At 57.6% G+C, this 23,667-nt stretch carries 27 protein-coding genes and 1 pseudogene; 13 read left to right on the forward strand and 15 right to left on the reverse strand.

Annotated elements, in window-relative coordinates:
- The first annotated feature begins 30 nt into the window (after nt 1-30).
- Nucleotides 31-657: a BamJ family beta-barrel-assembly machinery protein gene (locus tag BW956_RS01555; protein WP_076460269.1), complete on the forward strand. Its 627-nt coding sequence runs from the start codon at nt 31-33 to the stop codon at nt 655-657.
- 45 nt (nt 658-702) lie between these two features.
- On the forward strand, nt 703-1,476 hold the full coding sequence (locus BW956_RS01560) for an alpha/beta fold hydrolase (protein ID WP_076460271.1): 774 nt from the start codon (nt 703-705) through the stop codon (nt 1,474-1,476).
- Here BW956_RS01560 and BW956_RS01565 read toward each other — a convergent pair.
- The 7 genes from BW956_RS01565 to bioB all read right to left on the reverse strand — a co-directional run bounded on the left by BW956_RS01565 (nt 1,460) and on the right by bioB (nt 7,092).
- Entirely contained in the window at nt 1,460-2,239 is a 780-nt protein-coding gene (locus BW956_RS01565; RefSeq protein ID WP_076460272.1) for a putative metalloprotease CJM1_0395 family protein, read from the reverse strand. The two genes, BW956_RS01560 and BW956_RS01565, sit on opposite strands and share 17 nt — an antisense overlap.
- Before the next feature lie 38 nt (nt 2,240-2,277).
- Nucleotides 2,278-2,523, reverse strand: coding sequence for a hypothetical protein (locus BW956_RS01570; RefSeq protein ID WP_010321850.1), 246 nt, complete (start codon nt 2,521-2,523; stop codon nt 2,278-2,280).
- Between the two features lie 106 nt (nt 2,524-2,629).
- Nucleotides 2,630-3,316: a dethiobiotin synthase gene (gene bioD, locus BW956_RS01575; protein ID WP_076460274.1), complete on the reverse strand. Its 687-nt coding sequence runs from the start codon at nt 3,314-3,316 to the stop codon at nt 2,630-2,632.
- Nucleotides 3,313-4,095 carry a malonyl-ACP O-methyltransferase BioC gene (gene bioC, locus BW956_RS01580; RefSeq protein ID WP_076460275.1) on the reverse strand — a complete coding sequence of 261 codons (783 nt, stop codon included), beginning with the start codon at nt 4,093-4,095 and terminating at the stop codon, nt 3,313-3,315. The genes bioD and bioC overlap by 4 nt, the downstream gene beginning before the upstream one ends.
- Nucleotides 4,082-4,849: a pimeloyl-ACP methyl ester esterase BioH gene (gene bioH, locus BW956_RS01585; protein WP_076460277.1), complete on the reverse strand. Its 768-nt coding sequence runs from the start codon at nt 4,847-4,849 to the stop codon at nt 4,082-4,084. Before bioH ends, bioC begins: the two co-directional genes overlap by 14 nt.
- Entirely contained in the window at nt 4,846-6,015 is a 1,170-nt protein-coding gene (gene bioF, locus BW956_RS01590; protein ID WP_076460278.1) for an 8-amino-7-oxononanoate synthase, read from the reverse strand. Before bioF ends, bioH begins: the two co-directional genes overlap by 4 nt.
- A gap of 9 nt (nt 6,016-6,024) precedes the next feature.
- On the reverse strand, nt 6,025-7,092 hold the full coding sequence (gene bioB / locus BW956_RS01595) for a biotin synthase BioB (protein WP_076460280.1): 1,068 nt from the start codon (nt 7,090-7,092) through the stop codon (nt 6,025-6,027).
- 100 nt (nt 7,093-7,192) lie between these two features.
- On the opposite strand from bioB, the pseudogene BW956_RS22835 reads away from it, so the two are divergent.
- From BW956_RS22835 to BW956_RS01645, 11 genes and pseudogenes are all read left to right on the forward strand, one after another.
- Nucleotides 7,193-7,372, forward strand: a pseudogene (locus BW956_RS22835) (double zinc ribbon domain-containing protein); the annotation flags it as partial.
- Between the two features lie 15 nt (nt 7,373-7,387).
- A complete protein-coding gene (locus BW956_RS01600; protein ID WP_083702889.1) occupies nt 7,388-7,900 on the forward strand; it encodes a ComF family protein in 513 nt (170 codons plus the stop codon).
- 31 nt (nt 7,901-7,931) lie between these two features.
- Nucleotides 7,932-8,669 (forward strand): molybdate ABC transporter substrate-binding protein, encoded by a 738-nt coding sequence (modA, locus tag BW956_RS01605; RefSeq protein ID WP_076460283.1) that lies wholly within the window; start codon nt 7,932-7,934, stop codon nt 8,667-8,669.
- Nucleotides 8,656-9,342: a molybdate ABC transporter permease subunit gene (gene modB, locus BW956_RS01610; RefSeq protein WP_139327103.1), complete on the forward strand. Its 687-nt coding sequence runs from the start codon at nt 8,656-8,658 to the stop codon at nt 9,340-9,342. The genes modA and modB overlap by 14 nt, the downstream gene beginning before the upstream one ends.
- Nucleotides 9,339-10,406, forward strand: coding sequence for a molybdenum ABC transporter ATP-binding protein (gene modC, locus BW956_RS01615; RefSeq protein ID WP_076460284.1), 1,068 nt, complete (start codon nt 9,339-9,341; stop codon nt 10,404-10,406). The genes modB and modC overlap by 4 nt, the downstream gene beginning before the upstream one ends.
- 91 nt (nt 10,407-10,497) lie before the next feature.
- The gene (locus tag BW956_RS01620) at nt 10,498-12,132 is read left to right on the forward strand and encodes a Na/Pi cotransporter family protein (RefSeq protein ID WP_076460286.1); all 1,635 of its coding nucleotides are present in this window, start codon (nt 10,498-10,500) and stop codon (nt 12,130-12,132) included.
- A 38-nt stretch (nt 12,133-12,170) separates the two neighbouring features.
- Nucleotides 12,171-12,884 carry a tRNA (N6-threonylcarbamoyladenosine(37)-N6)-methyltransferase TrmO gene (gene tsaA / locus BW956_RS01625; RefSeq protein WP_076460288.1) on the forward strand — a complete coding sequence of 238 codons (714 nt, stop codon included), beginning with the start codon at nt 12,171-12,173 and terminating at the stop codon, nt 12,882-12,884.
- 99 nt (nt 12,885-12,983) lie between these two features.
- On the forward strand, nt 12,984-13,961 hold the full coding sequence (locus tag BW956_RS01630; RefSeq protein ID WP_076460290.1) for an SLAC1 anion channel family protein: 978 nt from the start codon (nt 12,984-12,986) through the stop codon (nt 13,959-13,961).
- Between the two features lie 74 nt (nt 13,962-14,035).
- Nucleotides 14,036-15,943 carry a sensor domain-containing diguanylate cyclase gene (locus BW956_RS01635; RefSeq protein ID WP_076460292.1) on the forward strand — a complete coding sequence of 636 codons (1,908 nt, stop codon included), beginning with the start codon at nt 14,036-14,038 and terminating at the stop codon, nt 15,941-15,943.
- A gap of 66 nt (nt 15,944-16,009) precedes the next feature.
- The gene (gene bioA, locus BW956_RS01640) at nt 16,010-17,299 is read left to right on the forward strand and encodes an adenosylmethionine--8-amino-7-oxononanoate transaminase (protein ID WP_076460294.1); all 1,290 of its coding nucleotides are present in this window, start codon (nt 16,010-16,012) and stop codon (nt 17,297-17,299) included.
- A 25-nt stretch (nt 17,300-17,324) separates the two neighbouring features.
- Nucleotides 17,325-17,756, forward strand: a complete 432-nt coding sequence (locus BW956_RS01645; RefSeq protein WP_010321873.1) for an acyl-CoA thioesterase — start codon at nt 17,325-17,327, stop codon at nt 17,754-17,756.
- Between the two features lie 15 nt (nt 17,757-17,771).
- On the opposite strand, the gene dnaB is transcribed toward BW956_RS01645, so the two are convergent.
- The 8 genes from dnaB to BW956_RS01685 all read right to left on the reverse strand — a co-directional run bounded on the left by dnaB (nt 17,772) and on the right by BW956_RS01685 (nt 23,607).
- Nucleotides 17,772-19,160: a replicative DNA helicase gene (gene dnaB / locus BW956_RS01650; RefSeq protein ID WP_010321874.1), complete on the reverse strand. Its 1,389-nt coding sequence runs from the start codon at nt 19,158-19,160 to the stop codon at nt 17,772-17,774.
- A gap of 155 nt (nt 19,161-19,315) precedes the next feature.
- Nucleotides 19,316-19,762 (reverse strand): 50S ribosomal protein L9, encoded by a 447-nt coding sequence (gene rplI, locus BW956_RS01655; protein WP_010321875.1) that lies wholly within the window; start codon nt 19,760-19,762, stop codon nt 19,316-19,318.
- 134 nt (nt 19,763-19,896) lie between these two features.
- The gene (gene rpsR, locus BW956_RS01660; RefSeq protein ID WP_010321876.1) at nt 19,897-20,127 is read right to left on the reverse strand and encodes a 30S ribosomal protein S18; all 231 of its coding nucleotides are present in this window, start codon (nt 20,125-20,127) and stop codon (nt 19,897-19,899) included.
- A gap of 32 nt (nt 20,128-20,159) precedes the next feature.
- Entirely contained in the window at nt 20,160-20,570 is a 411-nt protein-coding gene (gene rpsF, locus BW956_RS01665; RefSeq protein ID WP_010321877.1) for a 30S ribosomal protein S6, read from the reverse strand.
- A 131-nt stretch (nt 20,571-20,701) separates the two neighbouring features.
- Complete coding sequence (locus BW956_RS01670) at nt 20,702-21,115, reverse strand: OsmC family protein (protein WP_010321878.1); 414 nt, start codon at nt 21,113-21,115, stop codon at nt 20,702-20,704.
- Nucleotides 21,116-21,135: 20 nt separating this feature from the next.
- Nucleotides 21,136-21,963 carry an indole-3-glycerol phosphate synthase TrpC gene (trpC, locus tag BW956_RS01675; RefSeq protein WP_076460296.1) on the reverse strand — a complete coding sequence of 276 codons (828 nt, stop codon included), beginning with the start codon at nt 21,961-21,963 and terminating at the stop codon, nt 21,136-21,138.
- Nucleotides 21,963-23,003: an anthranilate phosphoribosyltransferase gene (trpD, locus tag BW956_RS01680; RefSeq protein WP_076460298.1), complete on the reverse strand. Its 1,041-nt coding sequence runs from the start codon at nt 23,001-23,003 to the stop codon at nt 21,963-21,965. The genes trpC and trpD overlap by 1 nt, the downstream gene beginning before the upstream one ends.
- A gap of 22 nt (nt 23,004-23,025) precedes the next feature.
- The gene (locus tag BW956_RS01685; protein WP_076460299.1) at nt 23,026-23,607 is read right to left on the reverse strand and encodes an anthranilate synthase component II; all 582 of its coding nucleotides are present in this window, start codon (nt 23,605-23,607) and stop codon (nt 23,026-23,028) included.
- Between the last annotated feature and the right edge of the window lie 60 nt (nt 23,608-23,667).

Raw genomic sequence — 23,667 nt, forward strand, 5'->3', positions numbered from 1 at the left:
CCCTTTCAACCCTCGAAACAGGTCAATTACATGTCAGAAGCGACATTGGAAACCATTGAACAGCGTGCCAGCTATGGCATCGGCCGCCAGATGGGCGACCAGCTGGCTCAGGGCACCTTCGATGGTGTCGACATCAACGCCGTTACCCAGGGCCTGCGTGATGCTTTCGCTGGCGAAGGCCTGCGTATCCCTGCTGAGCAGATTCAGGAAGCGTTCAACGAAATCACTGAGCGTCTGCGCGCCGAGCAGGAAGCCAAAGCCAAGGAAGCCGCAGCTGAAGGCGAGCAGTTCCTGGCTGAAAACGCCAAGCGTGATGGTGTCATTACTCTGGAGTCCGGCCTGCAGTACGAAATCGTAACTGAAGGCGAAGAAGGTGGTGACAAGCCGCAGCCTGACAGCAAGGTACGTGCGCACTATCACGGCACATTTATCGACGGCAAGGTGTTTGACAGCTCTTACGAGCGCGGCCAGCCGATCGAACTGCCGGTAGGTGGCGTAATTGCAGGCTGGACCGAAGCACTGCAGATGATGACCAAAGGTGCCAAATGGCGTTTGTACGTACCCTATCAGCTGGGTTACGGCGCTCAGGGCTCACCGGGTGGTATCCCGCCGTACTCGACTCTGGTCTTTGATGTCGAACTGCTCGATATCGTCTGATCTTTTCGGGGTGCTCAGGCACCCCGCTTGCTTTCAGGAGCCATCATGAAACTGCACTACCAACGCCTCGGACAGGGCACCCCGCTGGTCATTCTGCACGGTCTGTTTGGCAGCCTGGAAAACTGGGGGCTGCAAGCCAAGGCGCTGAGTGAGCATTTCGATATTCTGGCGGTCGACCTGCGCAACCATGGCCGATCACCACATGCCGAGCAGATTGACTACTCACTGATGAGTGCGGACCTGCTGGAACTGCTGGACTCGCTGTCATTGGACAAGGTGCTACTGATGGGCCACTCCATGGGCGGCAAGGTCGCCATGCAGTTTGCCCTGGATCATCCCGAACGAGTGGAAAAGCTGGTTGTGGTTGATATCGCACCTGTAGCCTACGCACCACGTCACGATGAGGTTATAGCCGGCCTCAAGGCAATTCCTCTGGAAAGCCTGAAAAGCCGCCGTGAAGCAGATGAAATTCTTGGCCAATATGTAGACGAAGAGGCAACGCGCGCCTTTCTGCTGAAGAACCTCTATCGCAACGAGGAAAAACAGTTTGCCTGGCGCATGAACCTGAACGCCCTGGCCGAGCGCTATGCCGATATTGGCGCCGCACCTGCCAGGTCAGGAGCCCCCTATGCAGGACCGGTTCTGTTTATCAAAGGCGGGGATTCGGATTACCTGCAAGCCGAGCACCAACAGCCGATTCAGGACAACTTTCCCAAGGCGGGTTTCAAGATTATCGCCGGCGCAGGCCACCTGCCGCATGTGGAAAAACCAGCCATTTTCACCCGACTGGTACAGCAGTTTTTCACGCCTGCTGACTGAATATCGTGCCGGGCGGATACAGTCGGTTATAGGCGCCTGACTGGATAAGGCGCTGCTCAATGCTGCCAAGCCCGTTATCATTGGCCGCCGAAGAGCGGCCACCATCCTGAGCATCTGCTTGCTGGTTTAACACACTGCCGCTCTGGCTATCTTCTGCGCTTTCAGCCGAACTGTCATCGGTTTCAGCGCCCTCTTCACCGGGCTCAGCCTTTTCCGTTTCCATTTTCTGCAACTCGGCACGGGCATCAGCAGCCATTGCTCTGGCGCTGGCAGCAACGCGATAATCCTGAGGAGATGGGTCGGCAGGAGCCATGGCAGCACGAATGATGACTTCCGCCTTCTCCAGCGTAGCTCGCGGATCACCGCTGACGGCAGAGGTATCAATGCCAACCTCACCACCAATGGCATACATGCGCCCATCAGGGCCTTTCTGGAAAGTGTAGGAAACAGCACCGGTGTGGCCGGCACCCGCCGCCTGATGCGCACGTTCGTGCTGGCGGACTTCTCGATCACGTGACTGAAGCGCGTCAATAACACGCTGCTCTTCAATTACCTGAGCGCGTGTTTTGCCATCCTGTCCGTATGCCGCCTGTTCGGAAGAACTGAACACTTCGGCACGACTGGATGCGGAAGATGAACCGGATGCTGAGGCCTCTTCATCAGCCTCAGCACCTACAGCGCGCTTACCGCCGAGATCAACGCTCGCTGAATACCCGGTATAGCGCACCGGGGCTACAGTGGAAGAAACCAGAGGTGAGCTCATGACTTTACCCCCTGATCATGTGATCAGTGCGTGCCTGATCAGGCGCGAGTATCGATCAGATTACCCAAGACTTCGTCAGCCTGATTGACGACCTTGGTAGATGCGGCCTCGGTAGTAGCCTCCAGCGTAGACTGGGCAACTGCCGGATTGACTTCACGGCCGGAAGACAAGCTGGTGTCTTCAGGTTTACCACTGCCCTGCACGTCACCGGACGCTTTGGGGGCATTATCCAGAGTACGATTAGTATTGAACAGACCACTGTTCTGAGCAGCTGTAACGTTCATGCTTCACCTGACCTTGCGGGCTTTGACCCGAATCTTGTGACCTGTGACATCAACTGTCACCTGTTTACAGGGCCAGTATAGAACAAACCCTGCCTCTGGTCACTTTTTACTCAGGCAAGAGGGTATTCAGATCAATACAATCGGCCACGGCATCCGCAGAAGGCGCTTCCATCCAGGGGACCCGCCCCAGCAAGGGCGCACGAAACAGGGTTTCCAGAGTTGCCAGGTTTTCATCCGGGCAACTCATCTCGGGGTCCACATGGTTGGCGACCCACCCTGCCAGGCGCAGCCCATCACGGGCGATCGCCTCGGCCGTCAGAATGGCGTGGTTGATGCAGCCCAGCTTCATGCCAACCACCAGAATGACGTCCAGCTCCAGCAATTGCGGCAAGCGTGCCAGGCTTTCGCGCATGCTCAAGGGCACCCGCCAGCCACCCGCTCCTTCTACCAGCACCAGATCGGCCGGCTGCATCATGGCACCACGGCAATAGGCAGCCAGACGGTCGGCACTCAGGTTACGCCCCTCCTGCGCAGCGGCAATATGCGGCGCGATCGGCGGCTCAAATGCGATGGGGTTCACCTGCTCATAACTCAGTTTGACGCTGGCGGCTTCCTGCAGCTGCAGTGCATCCGAGTTTCTCAGCCCTTCAGCTGTCGGCTCACAGCCTGCCGCGACCGGCTTCAGGCCAATGGTGCGCATTCCCTTACGGTTGGCGGCAACCAGCAGGCCAATGGTGACTAGTGTCTTGCCGGCGTCGGTATCGGTACCGGCGATGAAGAAACGCTTTTTCACTGGGGCTCCTTGAGCAATTCCAGATAATAGACTTCGTAGGTTGCAGGGAGACTGCCATCAGCCTGGCGTTGCTGCTCATAGGCTTCCAGCAACCGGACCAGACGCTGACGACTGCTCAAGCCTTGCTCTCGCCGGCTGTTCACATTGTGTGCACCCAGCGCCTTGAGTTCTTGCATCAGTTCCTGCAGGCGATTGTAACGAAGCACACGCCGTTCCGTCTCGCAACGCACAAGCTTCAACCCCTGGTTGTGCTGCAGCAGTTGCTGGAGCGGGATGAAGCTGTTCACATGCACATCGTCATCCACCGCCGCCCAGGCGCGCTTGAGCTCATGCAGGGTTTCCGGACCCAACGTGGCCAACAGGCAACGTCCGCCGGGCCGGAGTACCCGTGCCAGCTCAGCCAGCAGACGCTCAGGCTGCTCGCACCATTGCACCGCCAGGCTGGACCAGACCAGGTCCACACTCGCATCCGCCAGCGGCAGCTGCTCGGCATCCCCACACAGATAATGAGCATCCGGTACAGGACGTTGCTCGCGAGCAAAACTGAGCATGCCATGGGCCAGATCCAGATGCAGCAGGGGGGATTGAGGGTAACGTTCACGCAAATGAGGCGCGGCATAGCCGGTACCACACCCAAGATCCAGCAGATTGCCTTCAACCTGTGGCGGTAACCAACTCATTAGCTGATCGGCAATATCGCGTTGCAACTGGGCCACGGAGTCGTAACTCTGGGCCGCTCGGCTGAATGCCTGGGCGACCTTGCGCTTATCCCGCTGCATCAGTTGCATCCACCTGTCGCTGAATGGACGCCAGCACCCTATCGGCATGACTGATAAACGGCAGATGAGCACCCTGTTCAAGCACCTCAACACTCAGGTTGTTGTTCAAGTGCTGCGCTTCTGCTGCCAACGCCTGGGGGACCAACTGATCTTCAGCGCCCAGTATCAACTGAGCGGGGCAGCCCAGAGTAGCCAGAGCCGGGCGCATATCAGACTCCAGCAGCATCAGCGCCGGTGCCAGCGCCTGAGGCTCGGCCGACACAATTACGGACTTGAGACGCTTGAGCTCGTCACGGGCCGTAGCCGAGCCACGGGTCTGCAGGGCGGCAAAGCGTTGCAGCGTTTTGACCTCATTGTCGGCCAGCGACTCAACGAAAGCGTTGAACACTTCAGGCGCCATGGCACAGGACCAGTCGTCACGCGCCACAAAACAGGGGTTGGCCGCGATCAGGCTCAGGCTTTTGACCCGCTCGGATGCCTGCTGTGCCAACGCCAGCGCCAGTTGCCCACCCAGCGACCAACCCAGCCAGTGGGCCCGCTCAGGGGCAACCGCCAGCAGTGCCTCCACCACCACATCCAGCGACATGTCACCGACCGGCAAGGAGCGCCCCAGGCCTGGCAGGTCGATCAGCGTCACTCGATATTGTTCCGTCAAACGATCGGCAAAATCACCCCAGATGGCAGAACTCAGCCCCCAGCCGTGCAGCAGCACCAGATCAGGGCCAATGCCTCGCGTTTCATGCCACAGGCTCATGCCGCGCCTCCTGAACGAACCACATCCAGTGCCTCCAGCAGACGGTCCACCTGCTCTTCGCTGTGAGCGGCGCTGAGGGTAACCCTCAGACGCGAGCTACCCGCCGGTACCGTGGGCGGACGGATGGCGCTGATGAAGATGCCGCGCGCCTCCAGAGCGGCACTGATGCGCATCGCCTCACCGGCATCGCCGATCATGATCGGCTGGATCGGCGTCGGCGAGTCCATCAGTTCATAGCCAAGCTGTTCGCAGCCGTGGCGGAAGCGCTGAATCAACTGCGCCAGCTTGTCGCGACGCCAGACCTCGGCCTGCACCAGCTTCAGGCTGGCACGGGTGGCCTGGGCCACGGCCGGCGACATGCTGGTGGTATAGATGTAGGTGCGAGCGAACTGGATCAGGGTTTCGATCAGCACTTCGGAACCGGCGACAAAGGCGCCGGAGGTACCGAAGCCCTTACCCAGGGTACCGATCAGTACCGGTACGTCCTCATTGCTCAAGCCAAAGTGCTCGACACAGCCTGCGCCGGTCGCACCCAAACAGCCAAAGCCGTGGGCATCATCGACCATCAGCCAGCCATCATTTTCGCGTGTGACGCGACTCAATTCTGGCAGATTGGCGATATCGCCATCCATGCTGAACACGCCATCGGTGACCACCAGCTTGCGGCGGGCCTCGGGGCGGCTCAGGCGCTGGGCCAGGCTGTCGGGGTCGTTGTGCAGGTAACGCTGAAAGCGGGCGCCGCTGAGCAGACCCGCGTCCAACAGGGAGGCATGGTTTAGGCGGTCCTGAAATACCGCGCCCTGCTTGTCGATCAGGGCGTTGATGGCACCGATGTTGGCCATATAGCCGGTGGAAAACAGCAATACCCGCTCGCGACCGGTAAAAGCAGCCAGCTCCTCTTCCAGCGCGTGATGCGCCTGTGAATGACCGTTGACCAGATGGGAAGCACCGCCACCCACGCCGTAGGTATCAGCGCCCTGCTTGAGCGCCGCAATCACCTCTGGGTGGTTGGCCAGGCCCAGATAGTCGTTGGAACAGAACGCCAGATAGCGCTTGCCATCGACGCTGACTTCCGGCCCCTGCGCCGACTCCAGCACCCGGCGCTGGCGGTAGAGGTTCTCCTGCCGCCGCGCCTCGAGCGCGGCAGCCAGATCATTGAAGGACATGGGCGCGCCTCAGTGAGTCGCGGTAGCGTCGACGAACAGGTCGGCGTCCTGCTGGGCCTGAATTTCGGCGGCCAGCTTCTGCTCCTGGTCCGCATCGGAGTCTTCGATGCGTTGCTCCGGGCGAATGCCCAGGCGCTTGAACAGCTGCAGGTCGCGGTTGGTTTCCGGGTTTGGCGTGGTCAGCAGGCACTCGCCGTAGAAGATAGAATTGGCACCGGCAAAGAAGGCCATGGACTGCAGCTCGTCGGACATCTGCTCACGACCGGCGGACAGACGCACGTGGGACTTCGGCATCATGATACGCGCCACGGCGATGGTGCGGATGAACTCCAGCGGATCCAGGTCTTCCACGTTTTCCAGCGGCGTGCCCTGCACTTTCACCAGCATGTTGATCGGCACCGATTCCGGCTGCTGCGGCAGGTTGGCCAGCTGCATCAGCAGGCCGTATCGGTCCCTGGCGGTCTCGCCCATACCGAGGATGCCGCCGCTGCAGATCTTCATGCCGGAATCACGCACGTGCTGCAGGGTGTTGAGACGATCCTCGTAGGTACGGGTGGTGATGATCTTGTCGTAGAACTCCGGCGAGGTATCCAGGTTGTGGTTGTAGTAATCCAGCCCCGCTTCGGACAGCTGCTCGGCCTGGGATTCCTTCAGCATGCCCAGCGTCATGCAGGTTTCCAGCCCCATTGCCTTTACACCTTTGATCATCTCGATCACGTAGGGCATGTCACGGTCGGTGGGGTGCTTCCAGGCCGCGCCCATACAGAAGCGGGTGGAGCCGGATGCCTTGGCCTGCTTCGCCTTGTTAAGTACCGCTTCCACTTCCATCAGGCGCTGCTTTTCCAGGCCGGTGTTGTAGTGGGCGCTCTGCGGACAGTACTTGCAGTCTTCCGGGCAGGAGCCGGTCTTGATCGACAGCAGAGTGCTGACCTGTACCTCATTGGGATTGAAGTGCTGCCGGTGAACGCTCTGCGCCTGGAACAACAGGTCGTTCATCGGCAGTTCGAACAGCGCACGTACTTCCTGCTCGGTCCAGTCGTGGCGCACTTCGGCGTTGCTATCAACAGTAGCAGGCATGACTTCAATCCCCTTATGACATAATTCGGTCTGTGTGCACCCATGGATGGGTGTCATCAATTTGGGATCATCATAAAACGACAGATGGAGCTGTCAACCTATGCTTAACTTAGAGATAAACAGATGGTTAAACTTTAATCAATCCTGTTCACTATGCCATACCCGCAAAGAGGTACATCAGGGGCTCTGTGAAAGCTGCCGTGCAGACCTACCCTGGCTGATACAGGCCTGTCCCCGTTGCGCTTTACCCCTGCAGGGCATCGCAACCGCAAACGGCTGCCCAGACTGTCTGAAATTGCGCCCCGTTTATGACCGCACCCTCGCCGCTTTTCGCTATGATTTTCCTCTCAGCCAGATACTGCCGGCCATCAAATACCACCGCCAGCCTCAGGCCATTGGGTGGCTTGGCGCTGCACTAGCTGACTTTTTGCCACTCTACTACGAGGATCAACACTGGCCGGAAGCCCTGGTTCCTGTACCCATGCACCTGCTAAGCGAGTCGGCCCGTGGTTTCAATCAGGCACAATTGCTGGCCAAGGTACTATCAACCCACCTGCAGATCCCCCTCTGGCAGGAACTGCACAAACACCGCCGCACACCCCATCAGGCCAACCTCGACCTGAAGCAGCGCAGGCAGAATCTTCACTCTGCATTTTGTGTAAAGACCACTCCGCCCGCTCATGTTGCTCTGGTCGACGATGTCATGACCACAGGTACAACCGTGAATACCCTGGCGGGCTTGCTCAAGGAAGTGGGATGCGAGCGTGTCGAAGTCTGGGTGCTGGCCAGAACCCCTGAGGTCCGTTAAATTGGCACACAAATGGACTTTGGAGACCACCATGAACAGGACCCTTTGCAGTTTTGTCTGTGCCCTTGTGTTAAGCATGCCGGCACAAGCCGATACCTTACGATTGGCTGTCGCAGCCAATTTCACTGCCGTGCTGGAGCAGCTGGTCACGGCTTTTGACCCCGACCAGCAGCACGATATCAGTATCAGCAGCGCGTCTACCGGTGTCCTTTATACCCAGATCACACGCGGCGCCCCCTTTGATGTTTTTTTGGCTGCCGACCGGGTACGCCCTGAGCGCCTGGAAGCCGAGGGCCTGATTCTTCCGGGCAGCCGCGCCACCTATGCGATTGGCCAACTGGCTCTTTGGCAGCCCGGGAACAGCCCTCAATCGGCAAGTGACTTGCTGCCCGGCCGGCTGGCGATTGCCAACCCGGCGACCGCTCCCTATGGGCTGGCAGCTCAACAGGTACTCAAGGCCAATAATCAGTGGCAACCGGAGCAGCTGGTGCAGGGCACCAATATCGCCCAAACCTACCAGTTTGTTGATTCCGGCAATGTCGCCCAGGGCTTTGTTGCCCTGTCGCTTCTGCTCCAGCAGGGTGTACCTGAACAGCACTGGGCTCTGGTGCCATCCCATATGCACGCCTCCATTGAACAGCAGCTGGTGCGACTCAAACGCAGTGAAAACAATGCGCTGGCCGCACGCTTTCTTCAATATATACAGACACCGGAAGCACAAGAGCTGATCAGGCAAAGAGGGTACGGCATCGCCGATGGAACTGACTGAGCAGGATTTCGCCGCCGTCTGGCTCACACTCAAGCTGGCAGGGGCCACCACGGCCCTGCTGCTTCTGCTGGGTACGCCCCTGGCCTGGTGGCTGGCCCATACCCGCTGTCGTTTCAAGGTCACCCTTGAAGCACTGGTAGCCCTGCCACTGGTGCTGCCTCCCACCGTACTGGGATTTTATCTGCTGCTGGCCTTTGCCCCCGATGGCGTGCTGGGCGGCCCCTGGCACTGGCTGACCGGCTCAGGACTTGCATTTACCTTTACCGGGCTCTTGATCGGCTCCATGCTCTACTCGCTGCCCTTTGTGGTGCAACCACTGCAAAGCGGTTTTGAGCAGCTCGACAAGGGCCTCCTGCAGGCCGCAGCCACATTGGGTGCCGGGCGTGTGGAACGCTTCCGTCGTCTGGTTCTACCGTTGTGTAAACGCAGTGTTCTAACGGCCATCACACTGGGCTTTACCCACACTCTGGGGGAGTTCGGTGTGGTGTTGATGATTGGCGGCAATATTCCCGGCAGCACCCAGGTCCTTTCAATCGTGCTCTACGATCAGGTTGAGACGCTCGACTATGCGCGTGCGCACTGGCTGGCGGGCGGCCTGCTGCTGTTCTCGATGCTGACTCTGCTGCTGCTCTACACAAGCCTGAGACGTCGCCCGGTGGAGATAATGCATTGAGCCTGCAACTGCATCTTAAGCACCATTATCCCGGCTTTACGCTGGACCTGGATCTGGACTGGGACGCCAAGGGTATCTGTGCACTCTTCGGCCCCTCCGGCTGCGGCAAAAGCACACTATTACGACTGATAGCCGGCACTGAAAAGCCGGCACAGGGGCAGGTACGGTTTCACGACCAAACCTGGTATGACAGCACTAAAAACCTTTGGATACCGCCACAAAAGCGGGACATCGGGGTCGTGTTTCAGGATGGCCGCCTTTTCCCCAATATGTCGGTCGCGGACAATCTGGCATTTGCCGATGCCTATTCACGCCGAGGCCCTGATGTCGACCGCGACTGGGTCATTGAAACACTGCAGCTGCCACCTCTGCTGCAGCGCTCACCCGAAACCCTCTCCGGAGGCCAGCGCCAGCGCGTGGCACTGGCACGAGCCCTGTTCAGCCGCCCCAAATTACTATTGATGGATGAGCCCCTGAGTGCGTTGGACCACAGCTCACGGCAGCTGATTCTGGAGCTGATCAAGCAACTGCATGACCTTCATCGCCTGCCGATGCTGTACGTAACCCACTCGGCCGATGAGGTCCTGCGCCTGGCAGACCGGCTGATTTGCCTGCAACAGGGCCAGATATGTGCCGATGGCGACCCGGCCACCTTGCTGAGCGAGGCGGATGCAGGGCTCCCTGGTGACCAGGCGCTGCTGCGAGGAACAGTCACAGAGCTGGATAATAGGTTTGCGCTGGCAGCGGTCGAATGTGATGCCCAACTGCCGCCGATCTGGGTGCCTTCAGGCAAGTTACAGCAGGGGGATGCTGTCACTCTGTCCATCCATGCCCGCGATGTTGCCATCGCCCTCGAGCCCATCACTGACACCAGCGTACAAAACCAGCTGCCCATACAGATCCTGGAACTGCACCCTCTGGATGACACGCGCATGCGTGTGAAGGTCCAGTTCGGGCCCGGTACCCTTCCGGTAACGCTGACCCGGCGCGCCTGTGAGCAGCTGAAACTGGAGCCCGGCACCAGGGCGACTGCATTGGTTAAATCCGTTGCCCTGGATTACTGAAACCACCTGCCAATTGCCGACCTGAGTCCTCTCGACCCGACCACAACTCTTTGCTAGCTTATGTATATACATTCAAGGAGGAGACTTGCATATGACAGTTGAGATGTTCGGGCAGCTTTTTGGGGGGATTGGCCTGTTTCTGCTCGGCATGCAACTGCTGACCAACGGCCTCAAACAGGCCGCGGGTCGTTCACTGAAAGCGACGTTGGAGCGCGCCACCGGCTCACGCCTCAAGGGCGTTCTCTCCGGCACCCTGATTACAGCCATGGTGCAATCTTCCAGCGCCGTGACCGTTGCCACACTGGGCTTTGTCAACGCGGGCCTGCTCTCGCTGGGTCAGTCCATCTCCATCATCTATGGCAGCAATATCGGCACCACCATGGTGGGCTGGCTGGTGGCCCTGATCGGTTTCAAAATCAAGATCAGTGCCTTCGCGCTCCCCCTGATCGGCCTGGGTATGGTGTTACGCATTACCGGCAATAATTCTCGGCCGGCACATCTGGGCACTGCTCTGGCAGGGTTCGGCCTCTTCTTTATCGGTCTGGACTTCCTGCGCGCCAGCTTTGACGGCCTCAGCGACAGCGTGCCGCTGGCCGAATTTGGTGCCAGCCCTCTGGCACTGGCGCTGTTTGTGGTGGCCGGTATAGCCATGACCTTTCTGATGCAGGCGTCTGCCGCGGTTATCGCCATCGCTCTTTCACTGGTGCACTCGGGCAGCATCACCCTGGCGGCAGCTGCAGCACTGGTGATCGGTGCCAACGTGGGTACGACGACGACAGCCCTGCTTGCCTCGATCGGTGCAACTCCAAATGCAAAACGCATCTCGGCAGCCCATGTCATCTTCAACCTGCTGACCGGACTGGTGGGGCTTATCTTCCTGATTCTGCTCGCTGGCCTGCTCAATCGCATTGATGCCAGCGACTTCGATCTGGTGACCCTGCTTGCCCTTTTCCACACTCTGTTCAACGTGGTGGGCGTATTGCTGATGTGGCCGCTCACCGACCGCATGGTGGCATTCCTGAAAAAACGCTTCCGCACCGAAGAAGAGAACGAAGCCAAGCCTCGTTACCTGGATAACAACATCCTCACAACGCCTTCGCTGGCAGTGGAAGCGATCAACATGGAACTAGCCCGTGTCAGCCGTATTTGCAGCCGCATGGCGCGGGAAGCAATCAGTGCCGAGCGTGGCGCAGCCAGCCGCCTGGAGCAACAGTTTGAAAGCCTCAGCCAGTTAATCAGTCGCATCGGCAGCTTCAACCAGGAGTTGGCACGCCAGAACCTGAACCAGGAGATCAGCGAAACCCTGCCCATCTCGCTGCGTGTATCCCGCTATCTCAGCGAAATGGCTCGACTGGCGTCTCGCCTGCCGGACTATTACCCGATCTTTGAACAGATTGAAGACTCGGGCATACGTTCCAGCGTACATGATTACCAGCAAGCGGTTATTCACCTGATTGATGCCTGTGAAGTTCGCGAGGATCAGGCGATACAGGGCTATGAAACCCACAACATGAAGCGTCAGATGGAGCGGGAGTACCAGCACCTGAAAAGCCACCTGCTGGATCAGACGCTTTCGAGCCAGCTGTCACCGGCTGACTCCGTCACCCTGCTGGATGCTCTCAGTCATATCCACCGCCTCGCGGAACAGGCAGAGAAGGCCTCGCGTTACTGGAGTAGCACGACACCGGTACAACACCGTGCCCCGCTGCTGGAGCAGGCCGATTAAGCTATACTCGCGCGACCTGATTCGCCGCGGAGCCGCAGATGACCCACTTCGACAACACGCCGATGCACCCCATCGGCGTCATCCACAGCCCCTTTGATGAAAAGTTCGGCATCCCGCGCCAGCCAGGCCTGGCGTCCATCCGCGCTGAAATCGAGCTGCTGCCCCCCTATGCCAGCGCCGATGCGGTAAGAGGGCTGGAGCAGTGCTCCCATATCTGGCTGGTTTTCCTGTTCAGTGCCACAGCCGACAAGGGCTGGAACCCGACCGTGCGCCCGCCTCGTCTTGGCGGCAATGAACGCATGGGCGTATTTGCCACACGCTCCCCGTTCCGGCCCAACCCCATTGGACTCTCCTGTGTACGCCTTAGCAGCGTTAATATCGATGGCAACTCGGTTCGTCTGGAGGTGGAAGGCGCGGACCTGCTCAATGGCACACCGATCCTCGATATCAAGCCTTATCTACCCTACGCTGACAGCCTTCCAGAGGCTGAGTTTGGCCTGGCATCAAAAATCGAACGCCTTGAACTGCCCCTGGTCTTCAGCCCTGAAGCCGAGCAAGCCTGTGCCACCCATGCCAAACGTCTGCAGCAGCCGCTTGACCGACAGATCGACGAAATTCTGCAATGTGACCCGCGACCGGCCTACAAGAAAGGCGATGCCGAACGAGTCTATGGCATCAGCCTGTACGGTCTGAATGTCCGCTTCCGGATCAGCGCTGAGCAGATTGAAGTCATCAGCATTCTGGCCGAATGAACTCGCTGCAAAGTGACTAAAACAGTACCCGCCAGCCTTGCGTGCTGAGCGAAAAATGCGCGACAATATTTAAGCAAATTCTAATACAGGGACTTTCCCATGCCCGAGCATACGCCCTCTTCTGCCGCCCCATGGCTGGCGTTTTTCCCGGTTACACTCTTTGCCACCGTAATGGGGCTCACGGGCATGACACTTAGTTGGCAAAAGGCGGCGTACTCGCTGGGCGTTAATCCCCTTGTCGGTCAGGTACTGCTGATTGTCGCGGCCTGTGTCCTGCTGATCATCACCACGATCTACATGTTCAAGTGTGTCCAACATCGTGAGCGCGTTCTGGGCGAGCTTGAGCATCCGATTCAGATCAGCTTCTTTCCTGCCTTCTCTATCAGTTTGCTACTGCTATCGATTGCCACCTATGAGGTGTCGGTATTTCTGTCCCACTATCTGTGGTTATGCGGTGCAGGCCTGCATCTGATACTGACACTGTTTGTGATGAACCAATGGATTCACCACACCCGCTATCAAATACAACATATTACGCCCGCCTGGTTCATCCCGGTTGTCGGAAACATCATCGCGCCCATTGCCGGAGTCGAACATGGCCACACTGAAGCCAGCTGGTTCTTTTTCTCCATCGGGCTGATTTACTGGGTCGTTCTCAAAACACTGGTGTTCAACCGCATTCTGTTCCACGACCCTTTGCCGGAGAAGTTGCTGCCAACACTGTTTATCATGATTGCTCCACCGGCCATCGGCTTTGTATCCTACCTGCAACTCAATGCCGGTGAGCTGGATAACTTCGCACGTATTCTGTATTTCAGCGCACTGTTCATAACCCTGCTATTGTTCACCCAGTGGCCACGCTTCTCCCGCCTCCCGTTCAGCCTGGCCTGGTGGGCTTACAGCTTTCCTCTGGCAGCATTCAGCATTGCAACTCAAAGCATGTGGCTACAAACCCGCGAGCCTTTTTTTGTCGTGCTGGGATGGCTGTCACTGATTCTGGTGACATTCGTGGTTATTTTGCTGATGATCAAGACAGTAAAGGCAATCACCCAAGGACAGCTGTTTAGAGCTGAATAATGCAGCACCGAGCCAAGCCATAAAAAAATACTGTGTTAAGCTGAAGACAGTACTATTCGAGCAGGTACGGCTCCATGCGCCGCATAAACTACATACTGCTGCTTTTGCTGCTCTTTATGGGCATGACGACCTTCCTGTACCAGGTGCGAGAAGAACGTGAGCAGCAGTATTTGTCCCACACAGCCACCCTGCTGAACACCACTTACCAAGCCAGTCTTGAGCGCTACGCCATGGCTATGGACACTATTTTTACCAGTGTCCGACGTCACCCCGAGGCAATCCCGCTTTTTCTGAAAGGCATGCAAAGCCCGGAGCCTGAGCAAGCAGAGCTGAGGCAACAGCTTTACAAACTGCTGCAGCCTCAGTTTCGTGACCTGATTGTCCGCGGCATACGCCAATGGCAGTTCCACCGCCGGGATGGCAGCAGCTACTTGCGCATGCATGCACCCGCAGCCTTTGACGACAACCTGCTGAGCGTTCGCCCTTCATTGCAAATGCTTCAGACACAACCCATTCAACGCTATGGCTTTGAGGCAGGCCGCCTTTTTATCGGTTTTCGCTTTATACACCCCTTGTTTCGCCAGGGAGCGTTAGTCGGCAGTATGGAAAACGGCGTCTCCTTTCGTGAACTCAGCCAGGATCTGGCCAAGCTGGCACCCGATCAGGCCTTCCTGTTTCTGCTCAAGCGCAACACAGTGGAATCGATCCTTTTTTCCGATACCCGTCAGTACTTTCAGAGTTCGCCGCTCAGTAATGATTACCTGCTGGACCAACGCAGCCTGGCCGATATCCAGAACGCCCCTCTTCCCCTGCAGGCGTTACAGCAGCAGATGATTGCCGCCTCACTCGACCACGAACTGGCTCAGGGAGAGCCTTTCTCACTGGCGCTCTTTCATCAAAACCTCGGCTACAGCGCTACCTTTATTCCGGTTCTCAACTTTGCCCAGGAAACTGACGGCTACATCCTGGCGCTGCACTCGGCCCCTATCCTGACCAGCATCCAGTGGGACTTCTATCGCAGTACCGGCATCAGTCTGGTTGTGATCTGCCTGCTCGGCTGGCTGGTTCTCAACCTGTTGCGTCAACGCCAACTCACCCAGTCCCAGGCACAGCGGCTGGACTCCATCGGCCAGGCAGTGGGCGAAGGCATCTACGTTCTGGACCCTCAGGGCCGTACGCTCTATGTCAACGAAGCAGCCACCCGACTGACCGGTTTCAACGCCGACAAGCTGATGCAAGGCAACCTGCATAACCTGCTGCACTCTCACGAGAATAATGCGCAGCTCACGCTGTCTGAGTGCCCTATTTTTGTTACCGCCCTGAATGGTGGTACCTACGAAGCTGACGAGCAGTTTCGTACCCGCACGGGCGAGCTGATCCCCGTTGTGGTCACCAGCCGCCCATTGATGGAAGAAGGGCAAGTGACCGGGGTGGTTACCGTGTTTCGCGATATATCCGAACGCAAGGAACATGAACGCAGACTGGAGGAGCTGGCAACGACTGACCCATTGACCGGTCTCAGCAACCGCCGCGCGTTCCTGGAACGGCTCAGTGAAGAGCTGCAACTGATACACCGACTCCAGCACGCCAGCACTCTGCTCATGATCGACTTTGACCACTTCAAGGCGATCAATGACCGTTACGGCCACCACGCCGGTGACCAGGTACTCAAGCACTTCGCCCAGATAGCACGGGACTGCTTGCGTCAGACCGACATGCTGGGCCGCATGGGCGGCGAAGAGTTTTCCATTTTACTGCCGGGCACCAACCTTGACGGTGCCGCCCACCTGGCCGAGATGCTCAGAGAACGCATGGAAACAAGCCCGACATCATTGGACGGTGGTGAAATTGCCATGACACTGTCGATCGGACTCACAGCTTTGACCACACATGACCACTCGCCCTCGGATGTACTCAACCGCGCCGACAAAGCCCTCTATCAAGCCAAGGAACAGGGTCGCAATCAAGTAGTCAGTAGCTGAAGCGGGGTTGCAAGCCCTCACAAAGACCGCTCTAATGAAGCCCCTCAGACCAACCCGAGGAGCAGTATGAAAGGCCCTAGCAGTGAGCAGCTGGCGTTCGACAGCCAGCATATCTGGCACCCCTACTCGTCCATGATCAACCCGCCCGCCATGTTCCCGGTTGAGTCCGCCGCCGGTGTACGCCTGCGCCTGAGCGATGGCCGCGAGCTGATTGATGGCATGGCTTCCTGGTGGTCAGCGGTGCATGGTTACAACCACCCGCGCCTCAATGCCGCCGCCAAGGCCCAGATTGACGATGTCTCACACGTCATGTTTGGTGGCCTGACCCATACCCCGGCCATTGAGCTCGCACGCATGTTGGTCGATATGACACCAGCCCCACTTGAACGCGTATTCATTGCAGACTCGGGCTCAGTCTCCGTGGAAGTCGCACTCAAAATGGCGATTCAGTACTGGCATGCCAAGGGCAAGCCTGGCAAACACCGCATGCTGAGTATTCGTAACGGCTATCACGGTGACACCTTTGGTGCCATGTCCGTGTGCGACCCGGTCAACGGCATGCACGAACTCTTCAGTGGCGTACTGGCACAACAGCTGTTTGCTCCACGCCCGGAAACGTCCTTCGACAGCACCTTCAATCCTGAAGATATTGCCGAACTGGAACAGATGCTGGCGCAACATCAGGATCAACTGGCCGCGCTGATTCTGGAGCCCGTTGTTCAGGGTGCCGGCGGCATGCGCTTCTATTCACCTGAGTGGCTGCGCCAGGCGCGTGAGCTTTGTGACCGTTATGAGGTTCTGCTGATCGCAGATGAAATCGCCACCGGCTTTGGCCGCAGTGGCGAACTCTTTGCCTGTAACCACGCCGGTATCAGCCCGGATATCCTGTGTCTGGGCAAGGCCCTGACTGGTGGCTACATGACACTGGCTGCAACGCTGGCAACGGCTGACATTGCGCAAACCATCTCCTCCGGTGGTGCCGGTTGTTTCATGCACGGCCCCACTTTTATGGGTAACCCCCTGGCCTGTGCTGTAGCCCTGGAGAGCCTGAAACTGCTTCAGGAAATGGATTGGCAAACAGAGGTACAACGTGTTGAGTCCGGCCTGAAAAAGGGCCTTGAACCGGCACGGGAGCTGGCATCGGTTGAGGATGTCCGTGTACTGGGAGCCATTGGCGTCATTGAGCGCAAGGAGCCGGTCAACCTCGCCGAGGTACAACCCATGTTTGTTGAGCGCGGTGTCTGGGTACGCCCCTTCGGCAAGCTGATCTATGTGATGCCCGCTTATATAATGACCGCTGAAGACCTGGCAACACTCACCCATGCCATGGTGGACGTAGTCCGCGCACTGGATTGATGTTTGTGATTTAAGGAGCGACAAGATGGCACGTATCAAACTGGATATGCCAGACAACTACCTGTTCAGCACAGAGCTGGCTGTGCGCATCAACGATATCAACTACGGCGGCCACCTGGGTAATGACGCCGTGCTGTCGATGGTGCACGAAGCGCGCCTGCGCTTCCTCAAGCACTATCACTACACGGAAATGGATGTAGAAGGTTCGAGCATCATTATGACCGACTCCGCCATTGTATATAAGGCAGAAGGCTTTCATGGTGACCGTGTTCAGGTAGATGTGACGGTCGCTGACTTTAACAAGTACGGTTGCGACCTTTACTACTTGTTGAGCAACAAGGATACGGCTGTCGAAATCGCTCATGCCAAAACCGGCATCGTGTTCTTCGACTATGAGGAGCGCAAGGTACAGACCGTACCCGAGGGCTTTCGCAACAAGGTGCTCAGGGAACCCTGAGCACCGGCTTAAAACCTATTCATCCGGTCCGAAATCGTACTGGCCATGGGCCAGGTTTTCGAACCGGGTGTGCTTACCCACAAAGGCCAGACGCACGGTACCGATAGGGCCGTTACGCTGCTTACCGATGATGATTTCGGCCACCCCCTTCTCAGGGCTGTCCTCGTTGTAGACCTCATCACGGTAGATGAACATGATCACGTCGGCGTCCTGCTCGATGGCGCCGGATTCACGCAAGTCCGAGTTTACCGGGCGCTTGTTCGGGCGCTGCTCCAGGCTTCGGTTCAGCTGCGACAGGGCTACCACCGGGCAATTCATCTCTTTCGCCAGTGCCTTCAGGGAGCGGGAAATCTCCGAGATCTCCTGCGTTCGGCTTTCCACCTTACCGGTCTTCATCGTCATCAGCTGCAGATAGTCGACCATGATAAGCGCCAGGTCACCGTGCTCACGATGGATACGGCGTGCGCGGGCACGCATTTCATTGGGGCTCACGCCCGGCTGGTCATCGATGAACAGCGGCTTGTTTTTGAGCATGTTGACCGCGGTTGTCAGCTTGGGCCAGTCATCCTCTTCCAGCTGACCGTTACGCACCTTGGTCTGGTTGATTCGGCCCAGGGATGACAGCATACGTGTAACCAGCTGATCCGCGGGCATCTCCAGCGAGAACACCAGCACCGGCCGCTCGGTGGCCATCAACGCGTTTTCCACCAGGTTCATGGCAAACGTCGTCTTACCCATGGACGGACGTGCCGCCACGATCACCAGATCCGACTTCTGCATACCGCCGGTACGGTCATCCAGGTCATCAAACCCCGTTGTAACACCGGTCAGCGCATCCGAGTTGTTGAACAGCTCATCGATTCGGTCGACAGCCCGTTTCAGCAGCGGATTTACCGGCTCGGGACCACCCTGGTTGGGACGGTTTTCGGCGATCTGGAAGATTTTCTGTTCGGCTTCGTTGAGCACTTCATCCGGTGCGCGACCACCGGGACTGAAGGCACTGTCCGAGATCTCGCCGGCCACACTGATCATCTGGCGCAGCAGTGAGCGGTCACGCACAATCTCGGCATAGGCGCGAATGTTTGAGGCACTGGGGGTGTTACGCGCCAGGGAGACCAGGTACTCCAGGCCACCGGCCTGCTCCAGCTCACCGGTGCGGTCCAGCTCCTCCTGCAGGGTGATCACGTCCAGCGGACTGCCCGCATCCACCAGTTTCTGCATGGTACGGAACATCATGCGGTGCGTGGGGCGGTAGAAATGCTCTTCCAGCAACACCTCGGACACTACGTCCCAGGTATTATTATCCAGCATCAAGCCACCCAGTACCGATTGCTCGGCTTCAACCGAGTGTGGCGGCTGCTTGATTGTCTCGAGCACCTCGTCTGTCATGTCGGACATGTCCATTCTGCTGCGCTACCTCCTCAACAACGACAACAAGAACCCGCTCCCGGTAGAGAAACCGGGGCGATAACGGGCAACAGGGGCATATATTTGTACATTCTACGCATAAAAAAAGCACCGCGCAGGCGGTGCTTTTTTGATCCGGCTGGATGCGAGGCTTATTCGCCAGCGATAACCAGCTTGATGGTCGCAGTCACTTCAGGGTGAACCTGAATGTCGACGTCGAACTCACCAACGTGACGGATCGCGCCTTCCGGCAGACGAACTTCGCTCTTGTCAGCTTCAACGCCGGCAGACGTCAGAGCTTCAGCGATATCGCGAGTACCGATAGAACCGAACAGCTTGCCTTCGTCACCCGCTTTGGTGACCAGAGACAGTTCCAGTTCGTTCAGCTGTTCAGCACGTACTTCAGCTTTAGCCAGCTTGTCAGCAGCAGCCTTTTCCAGCTCAGCACGACGCTCTTCGAATTTCGCTACGTTAGCGGGGGTAGCCGATACGGCTTTGCCCTGGGGAACCAGGTAGTTACGACCGAAACCAGACTTGACGGTAACTTTGTCACCCAGCTGGCCCAGCTTACCGATATTTTCGAGCAGAATAACTTCCATCTCGTAAAACCTCTTGTTCTGCAAAGGCTGCAGTCTTGAATCCTGACCGTGAATGTCAGCAAACACTCACGGCATCTAACTTATCGGCTGCAATGAAAGACTTCACTGCAGCTTCCGACTGTATCAGTCGACGCTTAAACGTCGTGGCTGTCGGTGTACGGCAGCAGGGCCAGGTAGCGTGCGCGCTTGATAGCGGTCGCCAGCTGACGCTGGTAGCGTGCCTTGGTACCAGTGATACGGCTCGGAACGATTTTGCCGGTTTCAGTGACGTAGCCTTTCAGGGTATCCAGATCCTTGTAGTCGATCTGTTTTACGCCTTCAGCGGTGAAACGGCAGAACTTGCGACGACGGAAAAAACGTGCCATCTGAATTTCTCCAATTTAAAGTAGGTTAAAAGTTACTCTGCAGCAGCTTCGGTTTTGGCTTCAGCAGGTTTTTCCTGCTTCTGCTCGCTACGCTCTTCGCGACGCGGCTTACGGTCTTCGCGAGATTCGGCTGCTTTGATCGGAGAATCTTCAGTGACTGCTTCGTTGCAACGGATCACCATGTTACGCAGAACAGCATCGTTGTAGCGGAACATGCTGGACAGTTCGTCCATAACGTCCTGAGTCGCTTCAACGTTCATCAGCACGTAGTGTGCCTTGTGTGCGTTGTTGATCGGGTAAGCCAGCTGACGGCGGCCCCAGTCTTCCAGGCGGTGGATAGTACCTTCGGCACCTTCGATCAGAGCCTTGTAACGCTCGACCATAGCCGGAACCTGCTCGCTCTGGTTCGGGTGAACCAGGAATACGATTTCGTAATGACGCATTTTTGCTCCTTACGGTTTCACAGCCTTCAAATCATCCACCGAATGCAGATGGTTGAAAGCAAGGAGTTGAACAAATAAAAGGACGCGGAATTCTACTTCAGCGCCCTAAGGATAGCAACTAATCGTTAAGTTTATTCGACTTCGACGATTTCGTAGCTGTGGCTGATCTTGACGCCACCGCGCTCCAGCATCAGAGAGGCAGAACAATACTGCTCGGCAGAGAGGCGAACGGCACGCTCAACTGCGGCCGGCTTAAGCTTGCGGCCCGAGACCACGAACTTGACATGGATCTCGGTGAAGACGGACGGAACCTCATCGGAACGCTCGGCTTCAATCTCGGCCACGCAGTTGACCACGTCCTGGCGTGCCTTGCGCAGGATGCCCACCACATCAACGCTGGTGCAGCCACCCAGACCGGTCAGCATCAGTTCCATCGGGCGCGGGCCCTGCTGCAGATCCTTGTCGATTACAATGTCAAAACCGGAGCCGGTGGTCGCCTTGAAGCGATCATCACCATCCCAGTCGACACGAACACTCATACTCATCGGGTGTATCTCTAGTCAGGTTAATTTGCCGTTTGCGCCGCTGCGAAAAACTCGGCCAGAGTCTGACCGGGGTCGTCTGCACGCATGAACGCTTCGCCAATCAGGAAAGCGTTCACATCACGCGCCTGCATGGCGGCCACATCTTCAGGCGACAGGATACCACTTTCCGTCACCACGATGCGGTCTTGCGGAATCTGCTCCAGCAACTTGAAGGTGTTATCCAGGCTCACTTCAAAGGTGTGCAGATCACGGTTATTAATGCCGATCAGACGAGTATTGAGCGGCAGGATACGCTGAAGTTCCGCTTCATTGTGTACTTCAATCAGCACATCCATGCCCAGCTCGTGGGTCAGAGCACTCAGATCCGCGAGCTGCTGATCATCCAGTGCTGCCACAATCAGAAGAATGCAGTCTGCACCCAGCGCACGGGCCTCATACACCTGGTAGGGGTCGACAATAAAGTCCTTGCGAATCACCGGCAGTGCACAGGCCGCACGGGCCTGCTGCAGGTATTCATCGCTGCCCTGGAAAAAGTCCACGTCCGTCAGCACCGACAGGCAGCTGGCACCGCCCTTTTCGTAGGATGGCGCGATGTCTGCCGGCACAAAGGGGTCACGAATCACGCCCTTGGACGGACTGGCTTTCTTAATCTCGGCAATCACCGCCGCACGCCCATCCTTCAGGGAGCGCTCAAGACTGGCGACAAAACCGCGCGGATCGGTATCGCCACCCTGCTGGCGGGTAATCTGAGCCTTGAGGTCGTCGAGGGATACGCGTGCACTGCGCTCGGCTACCTCTTCATGCTTGCGGGCAATGATTTTTTTCAGAATAGTTGGTGTATCGTTCATCAGTGGACCTGCTCAAGCTGCTGACTGAAAGCAGCCAGCTGTTCCATTTTTTCCAATGCGGCACCGGACTTGATCGCCTCCAGCGCACGCTCAACCCCGGCCTTGTGGCTATCAGTCTGACCACTCAGATAGATCGCGGCACCGGCATTCAAGGCCACCATCGCCGCCGCCTTGCGCGCAGCCAGCGAATCGTCATTACCCAGGGCAGCCCGAATCAACGCCAGGGACTCATCAGATGTTTCCACCGCCAGGCCAATCAAGCTCTGGCTTTCAATGCCCAGTTCTTCGGGTGAAATCTTGTACTCCCGGATCTCGCCATCCTTGAGCTCACAGACATGGGTCTGAGTCGCCAGGCTGATCTCATCCAGACCGTCATCGGCGTGCACCACCATGATATGTTCACCACCGAGTTGCTGCATGACTTCCGCCATCGGGCGGCACAACTTCTGAGTAAAGACACCGATGACTTCGCGCTGGGCACCCGCCGGATTGGTCATTGGCCCCAGAATATTAAACAGGGTACGCATACCCAGTGCTCGACGGGCACCAATCGCATGCTTCATGGCGCCGTGGTAACCGGGTGCGAAGATAAAACCAACGCCTACTTCATCGATACAGCGCGCGACCGAGTCGGCATCCAGATCCAGGTTGATTCCCGCTTTTTCCAGCAGGTCGGCACTGCCGCTCTTGGACGACACGCCGCGGTTGCCGTGTTTGGCAATATGCACGCCGCAGGCCGCCGCCACAAAGGAGCTCGCCGAAGACACATTGAACAGGTTGGCACCATCACCGCCGGTGCCAACAATATCAACCAGTGGCCCGGCACTCGGGCGCACCGGCGTTGCCAACTCACGCATCACCTGAGCGGCACCCGTGATTTCCTCGATTGATTCACTTTTCATGCGCAGCGCCACCAGAAAGGCCGTGATCTGCGACTCGGTGCACTGACCGGTCATCACCTGACGCATGACATCAGTCATCTCTTCGCGACTCAGGTCAATATGCTCGACCACACGGGCCAATGCTTCCTGAATATTCATTCTCCATGCCTCCTAAAAGCGGTTAGCGCTGCTGCAGAAAGTTTTCCAGCAGATCATGCCCCTGACGGGTCAATACGGATTCGGGGTGAAATTGAACGCCCTGTACCGGCAAATCACGATGGCGCACCGCCATCACTTCATCCGGCAGTCCTTCGGCAGTCTCGGTCCAGGCGATCTCTTCAAGGCACTCAGGCAGACTGTCCCGGCGCAGCACCAAAGAGTGATAGCGGGTGACCTCCAACGGCTGGGCAAGTCCGTGGAAAACGCCCTGATTACGATGAAACACCTGCGAAGTTTTGCCGTGCATCACCTGCCGCGCCCTGACAACCTCGGCGCCAAAGGCCTGGCCAATGCTCTGATGCCCCAGGCACACGCCCAGAATGGGGATCTGACCGGCAAAATGCCGGATGGCTGCCACCGAGATACCCGCCTCCGCCGGCGTACAAGGCCCCGGGGATACAACCAAGTGCTGTGGCGCCAGGGCCGAGATCTGTTCCAGGGTTATCTCGTTATTGCGATAAACCTGCACCTCGGTACCCAGCTCTTCGAAATAACGCACCAGGTTCCAGGTAAAACTGTCAAAATTGTCGATCATCAGCAGCATAGTTATCGTAACCAACTGATTTAAAAAGCAAGCATGACATGCTGCGTGATTTCTTACCCA

Origin of the sequence: Marinobacterium stanieri (assembly GCF_900155945.1) — a bacterium.
Taxonomy (GTDB): domain Bacteria; phylum Pseudomonadota; class Gammaproteobacteria; order Pseudomonadales; family Balneatricaceae; genus Marinobacterium; species Marinobacterium stanieri.